Source organism: Pseudomonas sp. GM50, assembly GCF_000282375.1.
Classification (GTDB): domain Bacteria; phylum Pseudomonadota; class Gammaproteobacteria; order Pseudomonadales; family Pseudomonadaceae; genus Aquipseudomonas.
On the sequence record NZ_AKJK01000040.1, the window covers coordinates 238,143 to 251,569 of the forward strand.

The 13,427-nt window shown below is 61.3% G+C and carries 12 protein-coding genes; 1 reads left to right on the plus strand and 11 read right to left on the minus strand.

Translation table 11 applies throughout. The features are described 5' to 3' along the window. Positions 1-94: 94 nt before the first annotated feature. Together PMI30_RS22870 and PMI30_RS22865 are read right to left on the minus strand one after the other, a co-directional pair. Positions 95-556, minus strand: coding sequence for a MarR family winged helix-turn-helix transcriptional regulator (locus PMI30_RS22870; protein ID WP_008007279.1), 462 nt, complete (start codon positions 554-556; stop codon positions 95-97). Positions 557-795: 239 nt separating this feature from the next. Further along, positions 796-1,248: an Ohr family peroxiredoxin gene (locus PMI30_RS22865; protein ID WP_008007280.1), complete on the minus strand. Its 453-nt coding sequence runs from the start codon at positions 1,246-1,248 to the stop codon at positions 796-798. A gap of 252 nt (positions 1,249-1,500) precedes the next feature. Between PMI30_RS22865 and PMI30_RS22860 the strand changes: the two genes are divergently transcribed. After that, positions 1,501-2,508, plus strand: a complete 1,008-nt coding sequence (locus PMI30_RS22860) for an Ldh family oxidoreductase (RefSeq protein ID WP_008007282.1) — start codon at positions 1,501-1,503, stop codon at positions 2,506-2,508. Between the two features lie 120 nt (positions 2,509-2,628). Here the strand turns inward: PMI30_RS22860 and PMI30_RS22855 are convergent, their stop codons facing one another. From PMI30_RS22855 to PMI30_RS22815, 9 genes are all read right to left on the minus strand, one after another. Beyond that, positions 2,629-4,209: an aldehyde dehydrogenase (NADP(+)) gene (locus tag PMI30_RS22855; RefSeq protein WP_008007284.1), complete on the minus strand. Its 1,581-nt coding sequence runs from the start codon at positions 4,207-4,209 to the stop codon at positions 2,629-2,631. A gap of 135 nt (positions 4,210-4,344) precedes the next feature. Beyond that, positions 4,345-5,742, minus strand: coding sequence for a fosfomycin efflux MFS transporter AbaF (abaF, locus tag PMI30_RS22850; protein ID WP_008007286.1), 1,398 nt, complete (start codon positions 5,740-5,742; stop codon positions 4,345-4,347). A gap of 239 nt (positions 5,743-5,981) precedes the next feature. Beyond that, positions 5,982-6,899, minus strand: coding sequence for a dihydrodipicolinate synthase family protein (locus PMI30_RS22845; protein WP_007903713.1), 918 nt, complete (start codon positions 6,897-6,899; stop codon positions 5,982-5,984). Positions 6,900-7,203: 304 nt separating this feature from the next. Continuing rightward, on the minus strand, positions 7,204-8,232 hold the full coding sequence (locus PMI30_RS22840) for a trans-3-hydroxy-L-proline dehydratase (protein WP_008007288.1): 1,029 nt from the start codon (positions 8,230-8,232) through the stop codon (positions 7,204-7,206). 134 nt (positions 8,233-8,366) lie between these two features. Further along, positions 8,367-9,089, minus strand: coding sequence for an amino acid ABC transporter ATP-binding protein (locus PMI30_RS22835; RefSeq protein ID WP_008007290.1), 723 nt, complete (start codon positions 9,087-9,089; stop codon positions 8,367-8,369). After that, entirely contained in the window at positions 9,082-9,732 is a 651-nt protein-coding gene (locus tag PMI30_RS22830; RefSeq protein ID WP_008007292.1) for an amino acid ABC transporter permease, read from the minus strand. Before PMI30_RS22830 ends, PMI30_RS22835 begins: the two co-directional genes overlap by 8 nt. 10 nt (positions 9,733-9,742) lie before the next feature. Then, entirely contained in the window at positions 9,743-10,408 is a 666-nt protein-coding gene (locus PMI30_RS22825) for an amino acid ABC transporter permease (RefSeq protein ID WP_007903733.1), read from the minus strand. Beyond that, on the minus strand, positions 10,401-12,179 hold the full coding sequence (lhpI, locus tag PMI30_RS22820) for a cis-3-hydroxy-L-proline dehydratase (RefSeq protein ID WP_008007294.1): 1,779 nt from the start codon (positions 12,177-12,179) through the stop codon (positions 10,401-10,403). Before lhpI ends, PMI30_RS22825 begins: the two co-directional genes overlap by 8 nt. Positions 12,180-12,189: 10 nt before the next feature. Next, positions 12,190-13,008: an ABC transporter substrate-binding protein gene (locus PMI30_RS22815; RefSeq protein ID WP_007903735.1), complete on the minus strand. Its 819-nt coding sequence runs from the start codon at positions 13,006-13,008 to the stop codon at positions 12,190-12,192. Between the last annotated feature and the right edge of the window lie 419 nt (positions 13,009-13,427).

Consider the following 13,427-nt stretch of genomic DNA (forward strand, 5'->3'; position numbering starts at 1 on the left):
CAGGGGTGACCAACGTACAAGTCGGCGATCTGAAAAGGTTGGGCTTTTTCATGCCCGAAAAATACCCCCGATTAAAAAAACGATCAGTAGCTACTCATTCCCCGGCTTTCGTCGATTTGATGAGATTGTTGCGCAGCTTCACGATCGCATTCTGCATCTGCGTGAACTCGTCCGGCGTCAGGCCCGTTGCGTCGGAGAGGCCCATTTCGGGACGGCCTTCGCGCAACTGTCGACCATTCTTTGTCAGACTGATCCGCACCTGCCGCTCGTCCTCGGGATCACGCTGCCTCTGTAGATAGCCCATCGCTTCCAGCTTCTTCAGGATCGGTGTGAGCGTGTTCGATTCGAGAAACAGCTTCTCGCCCAGGCTGCCCACGGTTTGATTGTCTTCCTCCCACAACGCAACGATGGTGATGTATTGCGTATAGGTGAGCCCCAGCTGCTCGAGTATCGGTTTGTAGGCTTTGCCGAAGGCCAGGTTCGTGGAATAGACCGCAAAACACAGGAAGTCGGAGAGCTTCAGGCTGGTGGGAGCCGTCTTGTCGGTGGGTTTCATGTGCTTCCTCGTTGGCCAAAGTTGAAGGCTCGCAAAGGCAAAATATACCGCGTATGCGATTGTGTCGGAACAGCTCTGACTTTCGACTGTGGCCGGTTCGGCAGCAACGTCGAACCGGCCATACGGTGAATCATGAGGTGAGGGCGTTTATGGCCACGTCGATGTAGTTTTGAATGGGTTGTTATTCGCATGCGCTTAAAGCGTATGCGACATATATGACATGTCGACCGTGCGGTGCGTCATGCCGTGAGAACGTTCAGGGCCACGTCAATGTTACCCCGCGTCGCTTTCGAGTACGGGCAAATTTGATCTGCGGTATGCGCCAGCGTCGTCGCGATGTCATGCGCCAGACCCGGTGCGCGCAGAGTCAACCGAGCCTGGAGGAAGTACGCCGGACCGGTCTGACCCAGATCGACTTCGATGTCGACGGACAGATCAGACGGCAGCACCACGTTCATTTCATTGGCCACCAGCCCGACGGCGGCGGTGTAGCAGGCCGACCATGCGCCGGCGAACAGCTGCTCTGCGGTTGGGTGCGGTGCAATGGTTTTGAACTCGTGCGCCAGTTTCGCGTTTCCAGGCGACGAGAGCTGGATGTCGAGACTGCCGTTATGGCCCCGCGCAGTGTTGCCAGCGGCGCTAACGGTGGTGTGAGTCTTGCCGGTGGCCAGTACTTTTTCGATCTTGCTCATGGGGTGGATCCTCAACGTTTCAATAGATGTGATTTATGTATCGTATACGTTTGTATCGTATGCGATGTAATAATAATTGCGCAGGCACCCATCGATGTCAATTGGTCACGTTGCGCCGCCCGACGAGTGGCCTGGCAATACGACGTCGACCGTTTCAACGATATGCCGAATTCGTCATCAACCCGACCTAAAGCGATCAAGCCATGAGCCTTGGAATGGCCCACCCTGACCGGTCTGTCCAAGGAGATGAGCATGATCCGACTGACCCTGATCGAAGCCCGCGAGTTGGCTGAATCGATCCTGTTGCACAACGGTTTTAATCTGGCCCATGCACAAGCGGTGGCGGCGACGGTGATCGCCGGCGAGCGCGATGGCTGCGCCTCCCACGGTTTGTACCGGATTCTGGGCTGTGTGAATTCCCTGCGGGCCGGCAAGGTGTCGGCCGATGCCGAGCCGCAGGTGATCGACCAAGCGCCGTCGATCGTGCGGGTGGATGCCGGTGGTGGTTTTTCACAGTTGGCGTTTCAGGCCGGGCTTGGGTTGCTGGCGGAGAAAACCCGGGCCAACGGGATTGCGGCGTTGGCGATCAATCGCTGTGTGCATTTCTCGGCGCTGTGGGTGGAAATCGAGCAGTTGACCGCAGTTGGTTTGGTGGCGCTGGCGTGTAATCCGAGTCATGCCTGGGTGGCACCGGCCGGGGGACGTGTGCCGGTGTTCGGCACCAATCCCATTGCCTTTGGTTGGCCGCGTGCGGGGCAGGAACCGTTTGTGTTCGACTTCGCCACCAGTGCGATTGCCCGTGGTGATATCGAGTTGCATCGGCGTGCCGGCAAGGCGATTCCCGAGGGGTGGGGCGTGGACGCTGAGGGCCGGCCGAGCACCGATGCCAATGTAGTGCTCGACGGCGGCGCGATGTTGACGTTCGGTGGGCACAAAGGGTCGGCGCTGGCGGCAATGGTGGAGTTGATCGCCGGGCCTTTGATCGGTGATCTGACCAGTGCCGAATCGCTGGCCTACGACGCGGGCAGTAAGTCGTCGCCGTACCATGGCGAGTTGATCATCGCGCTGGACCCGCGACGTTTTCTGGGGGCGGCCACCGAGGAACATTTGGCCCGGGCTGAAGTGTTGTTTCAGGGCATTGAAGGGCAGGGCGCGCGCTTGCCGTCGCAACGGCGTTATGCGGCGCGGGCACGCAGTGTGGTGGAGGGGATACAAATTCCCGAGGCGCTGTATCACGACCTGAAAGCACTGCTGGCTTGAATACGATGAAAATCCTGTAGGAGCGAGGCTTGCCCGCGAAGGCGTCTCGACATTCACCATTGATGTCGTCTGATACACCGCCTTCGCGGGCAAGCCTCGCTCCTACAGGAGGTTGGGTTTTTACAGCGGTTCGCGGTGGCTGTTGCCATCGACCAGACGCGCAATGCCCAACGGGTTGGCGTTTTTCAGGGCGTCGGGCAGCAAGGCGTCCGGGCAGTTCTGGTAGCAAACCGGGCGCAGGAAGCGCTCGATGGCCAGGCTGCCGACCGAGGTGCCACGGGCATCGGAGGTCGCCGGATAAGGTCCGCCATGCACCATGGCATCGCAAACTTCGACGCCGGTGGGGTAGCCGTTGAACAGCACGCGGCCGACCTTTTGCTCCAACAGTACCAACAGATCTGTGTGTTCCTTCATCTCCTGGGCTTCGCCAATCAACGTGGCGGTGAGTTGACCGTGTAAACTGTTCAGCGCTTGCCGCAACTCGGCCTTGTCGACCACTTCGACGACTAGGGTGGTCGGGCCGAACACTTCTTCCTGCAACAGCGGATCACCCTTGAACAGCAGACTGGCGTCGGCCTTGAACAGTTGTGGCCGCGCTTGATTGCCGTGCTGATCCTGGCCCGCCAGGCGGATTATCCTCGGATGGTCGAGCAAGGCCTGCACACCTTTTTCGTAGCTGCCAAGGGTGCCGGCATTGAGCATGGTTTGCGCCGGTTGTTCTGCCATCAAGGCACTGAGCCGCGCGATGAAAGCGTTGAAGTGGGGTGAGCGCATACCGATCACCAATCCCGGATTGGTACAGAACTGACCGCAACCCTGGACCACCGACGCCACCAGTTCACCGGCGATTTTCTCGCCACGCGCGAGCAGGGCTTCAGGCAATACCAGCACCGGGTTGATGCTGCTCATTTCGGCGAACACCGGGATCGGTTGTGGCCGTGCGGCGGCCATGTCACAGAGGGCGCGACCGCCTTTCAGCGAGCCGGTGAAACCGACGGCCTGGATTGCCGGATGCTTGACCAGCGCTTCACCGACGCCTGCACCGTAGATCATGTTGAACACACCTTTGGGCATGTCGGTTTGCTCGGCGGCGCGGATGATTGCATCGGCTACGTGTTCGGCGGTTGCCATGTGTCCGCTGTGGGCCTTGAACACCACCGGGCAACCGGCGGCCAGGGCGGCAGCGGTGTCACCGCCGGCGGTGGAAAACGCCAGCGGGAAGTTACTGGCGCCGAACACGGCCACCGGACCAACGCCGATCCGGTATTGACGCAGGTCGACCCGTGGCAGCGGCTGACGTTCGGGCAAGGCGCGGTCGATGCGCGCACCATAAAAATCACCCCGGCGCAGAACCTGAGCGAACAGGCGCATTTGGCCGCTGGTACGGCTGCGTTCGCCCTGAATGCGCCCGGTCGGCAGGGCGGTTTCGCGGGTGACCAGAGCGACGAATTCATCATCTAGGGCATCCAGTTGCGTGGCGATCGCCTCAAGAAATTCTGCACGGCGAGTTGCTGGTAGATTGCGGAAGGCCGGGTAAGCGGCAGCAGCGGCCTGGGCGGCGGCGTCCACTTCTTCCACGGTGGCTTGCATGAACGAGTAGGGCAGTGCTTCGCCGGTGCTGGCGTCGTGGCTGTGCATCGCGATGTTGCCAGCGGCGCTGCGGGCACCGCCGATGTAGTTGTGGCCGATGATCTCGGGCATGGAAAACTCCTGTCAAAAAAGGGAACCGGAACCTGTAGGAGCGAGGCTTGCCCGCGAAGGCGGTGTGTCAGACGACATCAATGTTGAATGTCCGACCCCCTTCGCGGGCAAGCCTCGCTCCTACAGGTTTTGGGCTCAAACCAACGAATCACCCCGGCGTGCCATGGCCGGCGCGGCGCTATCCAAGGCAGCAATGCGCGCGGCGGACTCGGCATCCACCTGGTGCAACGACTTGCCGCGGGTTTCCCGGGTCAGGCCGACGGCCACGATGGAGATCAGCGCGGCGCCCACCAGGTACCAGGCGATGGGTGTCGAGCTGTGATATTTGTTGAGCAAGGTGATGGCGATCAGTGGTGCCAGGGAACCGGCGAAGATCGGCGCCACCTGATAGCACAGTGAGAGTGCGGTGTAGCGCACATGGGTCGGGAACATTTCGGCCATCAGCGCCGAGTAGGGCGCATAGGTCATCGACTCGATGCCCAGGCCCAGAATGATCGCCGCCATGATCAACCAGTTATTGCCGGTGTCCATCATCGGGAAACCGACAAAGCCCCAGAACGCGGTGAGCACCGCGCCGGTCAGGTAGATCGGTTTGCGCCCGACGATATCCGACAGATACCCCATCAACGGAATCAGGAAGAAGTGCACCAAGTGTGCGCCGAACATCAGCAGCAGAATTTCCGAGGTGTCTTTGTGCACCACCAGTTTCAGGTAGGTGATCGAAAAGGTCACCACGGTGTAATAGAGGATGTTCTCGGCAAAGCGTGCGCCAATCCCCACCAGCACTGCGCGCCAATGGTGTCGCAGCACTTCGACCACGCCCAGCTGTTGCTGCTTGGTTTGCGCCTGACGGGCCTGGGCTTCTTTGAAGATCGGCGCGTCATCGACGCTGGTGCGAATCCAGTAACCGATCAGCACCACCACCGCCGAGAACCAGAACGCCACGCGCCAGCCCCAGGCGAGGAATTGTTCTTCCGACAGGTTCGACGACAACAGCAGCAGCGCGACGGTAGCCACCAGGTTGCCGGCCGGCACCCCGGCTTGCGGCCAACTGGCCCAGAAGCCGCGACGGTTGTCGGGACAGTGTTCGGACACCAGCAGAATCGCACCGCCCCATTCACCGCCAAAGGCAAAGCCCTGGATCAGCCGTAGCAGCACCAATAACACTGGCGCGGCATAGCCGATGCTGTCGAAGCCGGGCAGGCAACCCATCAGGAAGGTCGTGATGCCGACCACCACCAGGCTCAGTTGCAGCAGGCGCTTGCGGCCGAATTTGTCACCGTAGTGACCGAACACCAAACCGCCCAATGGACGAGCGAGAAAGCCGACCGCGTACAAGGCGAAGGCGGCGATGATGCCGTCGATGGGGCTGTCGGTCTGGCGGAAGAACAACTGGCCGAAGACCAGTGCGGAGGCTGTGCCGTAGAGAAAGAATTCATACCACTCGGCGACAGTGCCGGCCATGGCGGCGGCCACTACGCGTTTGAGTCCCGAGGGGGTGGTTGCGCGGGAGGTGCTTTGAGGATTGGACATGCTGGCGTTTCCTGTAGGGGCGCAAAGACAGGGCAAACCGTAATGCCGGAAAGTTATGGACCTGAACACCGCAGCCCTGTGGGAGCGAGCCTGCTCGCGATAGTGGCGGATCAGCCAATATTGATGCTGAATGTGCAGCCGTCATCGCGAGCAGGCTCGCTCCCACAAGTTTGCGCACCTTAACTTACCGGTATCAGGGCAAGCCGGGCCGGGTCCGCAAAGACCCGCCCGGCAATCACTCAGAGACCGACGTCTGGCAACTCCGGACGATTGGCCAGGGCCTTGGCCATGATCTGCTCGACGAATACCCGATCGGCTTCCGGCAGTGCCAGGCGTGGCGGACGGGTCAGCGCGCTGCCGCGACCGGCGATGGCTTCGCAGAGCTTGATGCACTGCACCAGGTCGGCACGGGCATCGAGGTGCAGGATCGGCATCAGCCATTCGTAGATCGGCATGGCTTCGGCGAAGCGACCGGCCTTGGCCAGGCGGAAGATGGTCTCGCCTTCTTTCGGGAACACGTTGGACATGCCCGAGACCCAGCCCTCGGCCCCCACCGCGATGCTTTCCAGCACCACGTCGTCGAGACCTGCGAACAGCACAAAACGATCGCCCACTTCATTGCGCACGTCGATGAAACGACGGGTATCGCCGGACGAATCCTTGAAGCACACCACGTTGTCGCAGTCGGCCAGGGAAATCAGGATGTCCGGGGTGACGTCGTTTTTGTAGATCGGCGGGTTGTTGTAGACCATCAGCGGTACGTCGGCGTTTTTCGCCACGTAGCGGTAGTGCTCGGCGGTCTCGAACGGCTTGGAACCGTAGACCAGCGCCGGCATCAGCATCACGCCGTCGACGCCGACCCGGCGCACCGCATTGGCGACCTTGGCCGCTTGCACGCTGGTGAACTCGGCCACACCGCAGATCACTGGCACGCGACCCCGGGAGGCGTCGACCGCGACTTCGGTCACGGCGATTTTTTCTTCGGCGGTCAATGAGGTGTTTTCCCCCACCGAACCGCACACCACCAGGCCTGAGACGCCGTCACGGATCACGTTGGAAATCACCTGATGGGTTTTTTCCAGGTTGATGGAGAAGTCATCGTTGAATTGAGTGGTCACCGCGGGGAAGACGCCACTCCAGTTGATACGTTTGCTCATTGTTGCCTCCGGTTCGTTTTTGTATTTCGTATACGATATTTCAAGTGGCAAATTTCGGCTAGTGCTTTTTTCAATCAATCAGGGTTTTTTGCTGGTGGGTGAAATCACTGTGGCTAGGGAGCTTGTGTGGTGAGGCAGCTTGGGTGGAGAACTACTGTGGCGAGGGGGCTTGCCCCCGTTGGTTGCGAAGCAGCCCTGAAATCAACCGTCGCTACCTTCTAGAAAGACCGCGTGTGCTGACTTTACGACTGCTTCGCAGCCGAACGGGGGCAAGCCCCCTCGCCACAAAAGCTCTGCTTCGGCCTCAGGCACCCGGCCACGTGTCTGACAGGCGATAGCCTTGTGGCCACGGATCGCTCGGGTCGAGCAGCAATTGGTGGGTGCCGGTGATCCAGGCCCGACCGGAAATGCACGGGTAGATCGCCGGGCGTCCGGCCACTTCGGTCAGGGAGTCGATGCGGCAGTGGAATTCGGAACCGATGATCGAGCGCCCAATAAAGCGCTCGCCCACTTGCATCAAACCCTTGGCCTGCAGCACCGCCATGCGCGCCGAGCAACCGGTGCCGGTGGGCGAGCGGTCGATCTTGCCGGGTTGAATCACCACCGCGTTGGCGCCAGTGGCAATGCCATTTTCAACGACGATGGGCGCGGCAATCTGGCAGAAGGAAATATGCGACCACTCGGGGTTCAGCGGATGGACGAAGCCCAGTTGTTCATTGACTGCACGAGTGATTTTCAACCCGACCGCCACCAGGTCGGCAGCCTCATCAGGACGAATGGAAAAGCCCAGGCGTTCGGCGTCGGCGATCACAAAACTGTCGCCGCCGTACGCGGTGTCGACCTGCAACGAGCCGAGGCCTTCGACTTCGATCCAGGCGTCGAGGCGGTCAGCGAAGGAGGGCACGTTCTTGATTTCTACCCGCTCGACCTTGCCGTCACGGCAGTCGGCCACGGCTTCGATCAACCCGCCGGGCGCTTCGAGCACCAGTCGGGTTTGCGGTTCGGTCATCGGCAAGATGCCGCTGTCGAGCAGCACCGTGGCCACGCACAGCGAATTGGAGCCGGACATCGGTGGCGTGTCCGCCGGCTCCATGATGATCCAGGCCATCTGCGCCCGAGGATCCTTGGCCGGCACCAACAGGTTGACGTGACGGAACACGCCGCCGCGAGGTTCGTTGAGTACGAAGTTGCGCAGTGTCTGGTCCTTGGCGATCCAGCGCGATTGCTCCCACACCGTGGCGCCCGGTGGTGGGGCGACGCCGCCGACGATCACATCGCCGACTTCGCCCTCGGCGTGACAGCTGACTACATGAATGACTTTCGATGAGCGCATTGCCTGCTCCTTGTTTCGTTTGTCAGGGCCTCATCGCGAGCAGGCTCGCTCCCACAGTGGCCTGCGTCGGTCACCGATTTTAGGTACACCACCAAACCCTGTGGGAGCGAGCCTGCTCGCGATGAGGCCAGCCGTTACTTCACCGATTTCAGAAACGCCGCAGTCTCCGCATGCACCGGATTACCAATCACCTGATCCGGCGAGCCAATCTCATGCACCAGCCCATTGCGAAAGAACGCCACACGATCAGACACGTCGCGGGCAAAGCGGATTTCGTGGGTCACCAGCACCATGGTCATGCCGTCTTCGGCGAGCATGCGCATGGTGTCCAGCACCTCACCGACCAATTGCGGATCGAGGGCCGAGGTGGCTTCGTCGAACAGCATGTAGTCCGGCGACATGGCCAGGGCGCGGGCAATCGCCATGCGCTGTTGCTGGCCGCCGGACAACTTGCCCGGGAAGGTCTTGAGCTTGTCGCCAAGGCCCACGTGGGTCAGTTGCTGCACCGCCAGTTCCTCGGCCTCGGCCTTGCTTTTACCCAAGACTTTGCGCGGCGCCAGCATCACGTTTTCCAGCACTGTCAGGTGGGGGAAGGCATTCCATTGCTGGAACACGATGCCGATTTTCTGCCGCAGGCGATTGAGGTCGGTGGCGCTGTCGTGGACCTCGACGCCGTCGACGCGAATGCTGCCTTTCTGGATCGGTTCCAGGCCGTTGATGCACATCAGCAGGGTCGATTTGCCGGAACCCGAGCCGCCGATGATCGACACCACCTCGCCCTTGTTCACCGTCAGGCTGACACCCTTGACCACGGCGAGGTCGCCGAAGGATTTATGTACGTTGTCGATCTCAATCATTTTCTTGCCACCTTCTTTCCAGACGAGCGCCCAGGCGTGCGACCACCAGGCTCATGACGTAGTAAATAAGGCCCGCGATGCACAGCACCAGCAACGGTTCCTGGATGCGGGTGACGATGGTTTGCGAGGCGCGCAGCAGTTCGACGATGCCGATCCACATCACCAGCGCGGTGTCTTTCATCACCCCGAGCACCAGGTTCAGCCAGCCGGGAAAAGCCACTCGGGTGGCCATCGGCAGGACGATCCAGCGCAGGTCCTGCAGGAAGCTCAGGCCCAGCGAGCGACTGGCCCGGCGCAGGGTGAACGGCACCGACAACACGCCAGCGCGCACGATCTCGGTGAAGTACGCGGCGGCGTAAACCCCCAGCACGATGCAGCCGACACTGAAGGCGCTGATGTTCAAGCCGACGATGCTTTTGAGCGAGTTGAACAGCACGAACTGGATCAGCAGCGGCACGCTGCGAAACACATCCAGCACCCAGGCCAGGGGCAGACTGGCCCGCGGCAACAAGGCCCGCAGCAGGCCGAAGAGCAAGCCGGCCAGGGAGCCGAGCATGATCGACCAGAACGTCAGTTGCAGCGTGACCCAGGCGCCATTGAGCAGGAACAACAGATCATTGGAGGAAAAACCGGTGTCAAACATGGACAGCTCCTCAGTAACGGAACAACCGCCAGGCCATCAGCCGGGCTGCCGCGACGATCGCCTTGGCAATCAGGTAATACAGCACCGCTGCGATGGCGAAGAACTCGAAGGTGCGGAACGTTTTGACGTTGTAATCCTGGGTCACCCCGGTCAGGTCATTGTTCAGCCCGACGATCACTCCCAGCGACGTCATCAGCACCGCCCAGACCATTTGATTAGTCAGCGGGTAGAAGACGATCCGCAGCAACTGCGGGACGATGATCATGCGATAGGCCTGGAAGGCACTCATGCCCAGCGAACGTGCAGCGCGCACTTGGGTGTCCGGGACGGCCTTGAGGCCACCGCGAAAGTTCTCCGCCAGATACCCGGCATTGTTGAAGGTGATCCCGGCCAACAGGGCGAGCCATGAACTGACGTGCAGGCCCAGCGAGCCGAGGCCGAAGTACAGGACGTAGATCTGGAACAGCGACGGGGTATTACGCGCGATCGATACCCAGCCGTTGCCGATGCCGCGTAGCAGCGGGTTTTTGCTTTCGCGCATCACGGTCAGGGCCAGGGCGATCAGTACGCCGAAGATCATCGACAGCGCCGCGGTCTCGAAGGTGACCAGGGCACCGGCAAGCATGTCCGGCAGGGCGCGCAGCGCTGAGCGCCATTGGAAGCTGTAGTCAAACATGCGCAGGGCTCTCCAGTAGGGCGGCAGGTTGTAGCCACGCCGGCAGGCGCCCGCTGGCGGTGGCATTGCAGGCGGCATCGACGCATTCTTTGATGCTGGCGAAATGCACCTTGCGGCCCACCAGGCCGGGTGCGTAATGGGCGTACTTGCCGGAGTTGGTCATCAAGGTTTTTGCGGCCAGCGGGATCACCGGTTCGCCGAGCATGCACCAGCAGGTATCGGTGACCAGGGTGGCGCCGAAAGCTTTGATCATGGCGATATGCCCGGCTTCGCGAGCCTGCTCCAGCACGGCGCGGCCGCAGGTAATGCCGAGGACCACGTCAGGGTGTTTGCGCCGACCGAGGCACAGCCGTGCGAGGTGGGCGAACTCGCTGAGGGAGAAATGCGGATTGCCCAGCGAGACCACATCCACCCGGTTGTCGCGGGCACTGTTGAGTTCGTACCAGCTGACCAACAGATCGTTCAGTCGGATTTTTTCCACGGGTAGAAACCCATCCACTTCCAGCACCTGCGCCGGGTCGATGGCCTCCGGGGTGACCCCGGCGATATGGAACAAGGGCGCGGCGGAGGTGGTGGCAAATGCCGCACCGAAAGCTTTGAGGTCGTCCAGGCTCGGCTGGCGGTTTTCCAACCCGCGCACCAGTGGAATCCGGCTGCCCGCCAGCGCGCCAATGTGGTACCCGAGCAGCGGGTAGAAGGCGTCGTCCAGTTCACCCAGGGCGGGCAATTCGATCTGCAGTCGGGCCTTGCGTTGCGCGTCCAGGTGGCAGCCGATCAACGGGGCGCGACCGGTCAGCGCGATGCAGATGTCCAGGTAGTCCGGGTATTTCAGGGTGCGTGCACCGAGCACGCTATTGGCGTAAACCACCGCGTTGGATTCGGCCCAGACGATCTGCTCACCGGCCTTCGGCGCGCTGTCGAGCAGGTAGGGCGCGCAGGTGAAACTCAGCTGTGCGCCCATCGCCATATAGGCATCGCCCAAGGCACTGGCCGGTTCACCGAGGGTCGGGTCGATGCCCAGCTCGCGCCAGCGGCGCTGGTCCACGGAAATCGAATTGAGGGTGGTGGGCACCCGCACCGTTGCTCCCCATTGCACCAACTGTTGGGCAAAACGCAGGCTCGCCGGTCCGGTGTAGATACAGCCGTCGATGTGCGCTTGGGTGATATCCACCAAATGGCGGGCACCTTGCAGTTGGGCCATGCGCAGGACGATCTGCATGGCCACCTGCGCGGCCTTACCATACTGGCCGTCGAGCAACGCCTGGTCGTGTTCGGTGAGTTCGATCGCGGTGACGATATCGGTGCTCGGCAAAGGGCTGTCGAGTGCCTGCCAGGCATCGCTCGGCAGGTGCTCGAACAGGCTCAGCGTTGTGTTCTCGACCCGAGCGAAAGTCTTGCCGCGCAAGGCGGCGAAGGCCTCTCGGCCGATGCACAGCACCGGCAGGGAACGCTCGAAAATGGTCTGTGCCACGAGCACGCCCAGGGTCAGGATCTCATCGGGTTCGGCCAGCACCAGTGCGGCCGGTGCGTGACCGTTGCTGATCAGTTCCATCAACACGCTACTGCCGGTGCACGAGCCGCGACCGCTGCGGATGGCCAGGACGCGGCCGGCCAGGTATTCGCCGCTGAGCGGGTGGTGACGGTCAATGATCTCGCCGCTGTACGGCTCGACCCCGCCCCAGAAACTCAACCCGATATCGGCGAACAGCAGGGCGCCCTCGGCGGCGCCCGCGACCAGGCTGCGACCGGTCAGAGAAGTGGGCCTAGGCATGCCGGACACCTTAGTAGTAGACCTGTGGCACGGTCAGGTTGGTCGGCGAGATTTCAGTGCCGACCCATTTGACGAACAGCTCCTTGTAACGACCGGTGCGCACCTGCTGGTTGACGAACAGGTTGAGGTAATTGAGCAGGCCATACTCGTTGCGCTTGGCACCGAGGGAAACGTAGTCGATCACGTACGGTGCGTTACCGGCGACCTTCAGGTTTTTGTATTTGCCCGACTTGAGGGTGGCGGCAGCCACGGTGTTGGTGACCACGGTGGCGGCGATATGGCCCTGGGCGACGGCCAGCAGGGTGTCGTTCTGCGACTGATAGGCGCGGAAGGTGCCGGTGCCCCAGCTCTTCACGTCTTTCTCCAGGGCAATGGCCTCATAAGTGCCGCTGGTGTTGCCCACGGGTTTGCCCTTGAGGTCATCGAAGCTGTTGATGCCGGTGTCGTCGCGGGTCAGCACCACCATCTGGAAGGCAAAGTAGGGCACGGTGAGGCCGACGGTTTTGGCCCGTTCGAGGGTGTCGGAGGTGGAGGCGACGATCACGTCGGCCCGCCCGGAAACCAGTGCCGGAATGCGGTCCGGGAACGGCGTCTCGACCACTTCGGCGTCGACCCCGAGGATTTTCGCCAGGTCATGGCAGTAGTCCACGTCAAAACCGGCCGGGTTGTTACCGGCATCGCGAAAACCCATGGGCGGGAAGTCCAGGGTCACGGCGCAGCGCAGCTTGCCCGAACCGATAATGTCGTCGAGCTTGTCGGCCTGGGCGGTGGCGATGAAGGAGGTACTGAGAACAGCGCTGAGGGCTACGGCAAATGCGGGGTTTTTCATAGAGGCCTCGTTGATGTGAAGTGCTGTTGGATATCGTATTGGGGATTTCGTATACGATATTAACAATAGCAATCAACGTGCCCATTTCCAGGCCGAGGTGCGAATTTAGTGTCAGGCCTTGAAGTAGAGGTGTTGGAGTGGCGCAATTGGAGGCGCAGTGGTGCCATAAAGGCTTGGGCCTGCACCGGCGGATGTTACAGATGGGAGCAATGGTTGTGCGGGGCGCCCCTTTAGGGAACACCCACAGGCAAGGGAGTTGGCAAAACCTGCGATCTTTTGATTAGGCTAACCCTTTGCGGGGATGCACCCAATGTGGCGAGGGGGCTTGCCCCCGTTGGGTTGCGAAGCGACCCCAAAACCTGCAACCGCATGTTTTCAGGTACTCCGCATATACCGGTTTTACGACGGCTTCGCCGCCG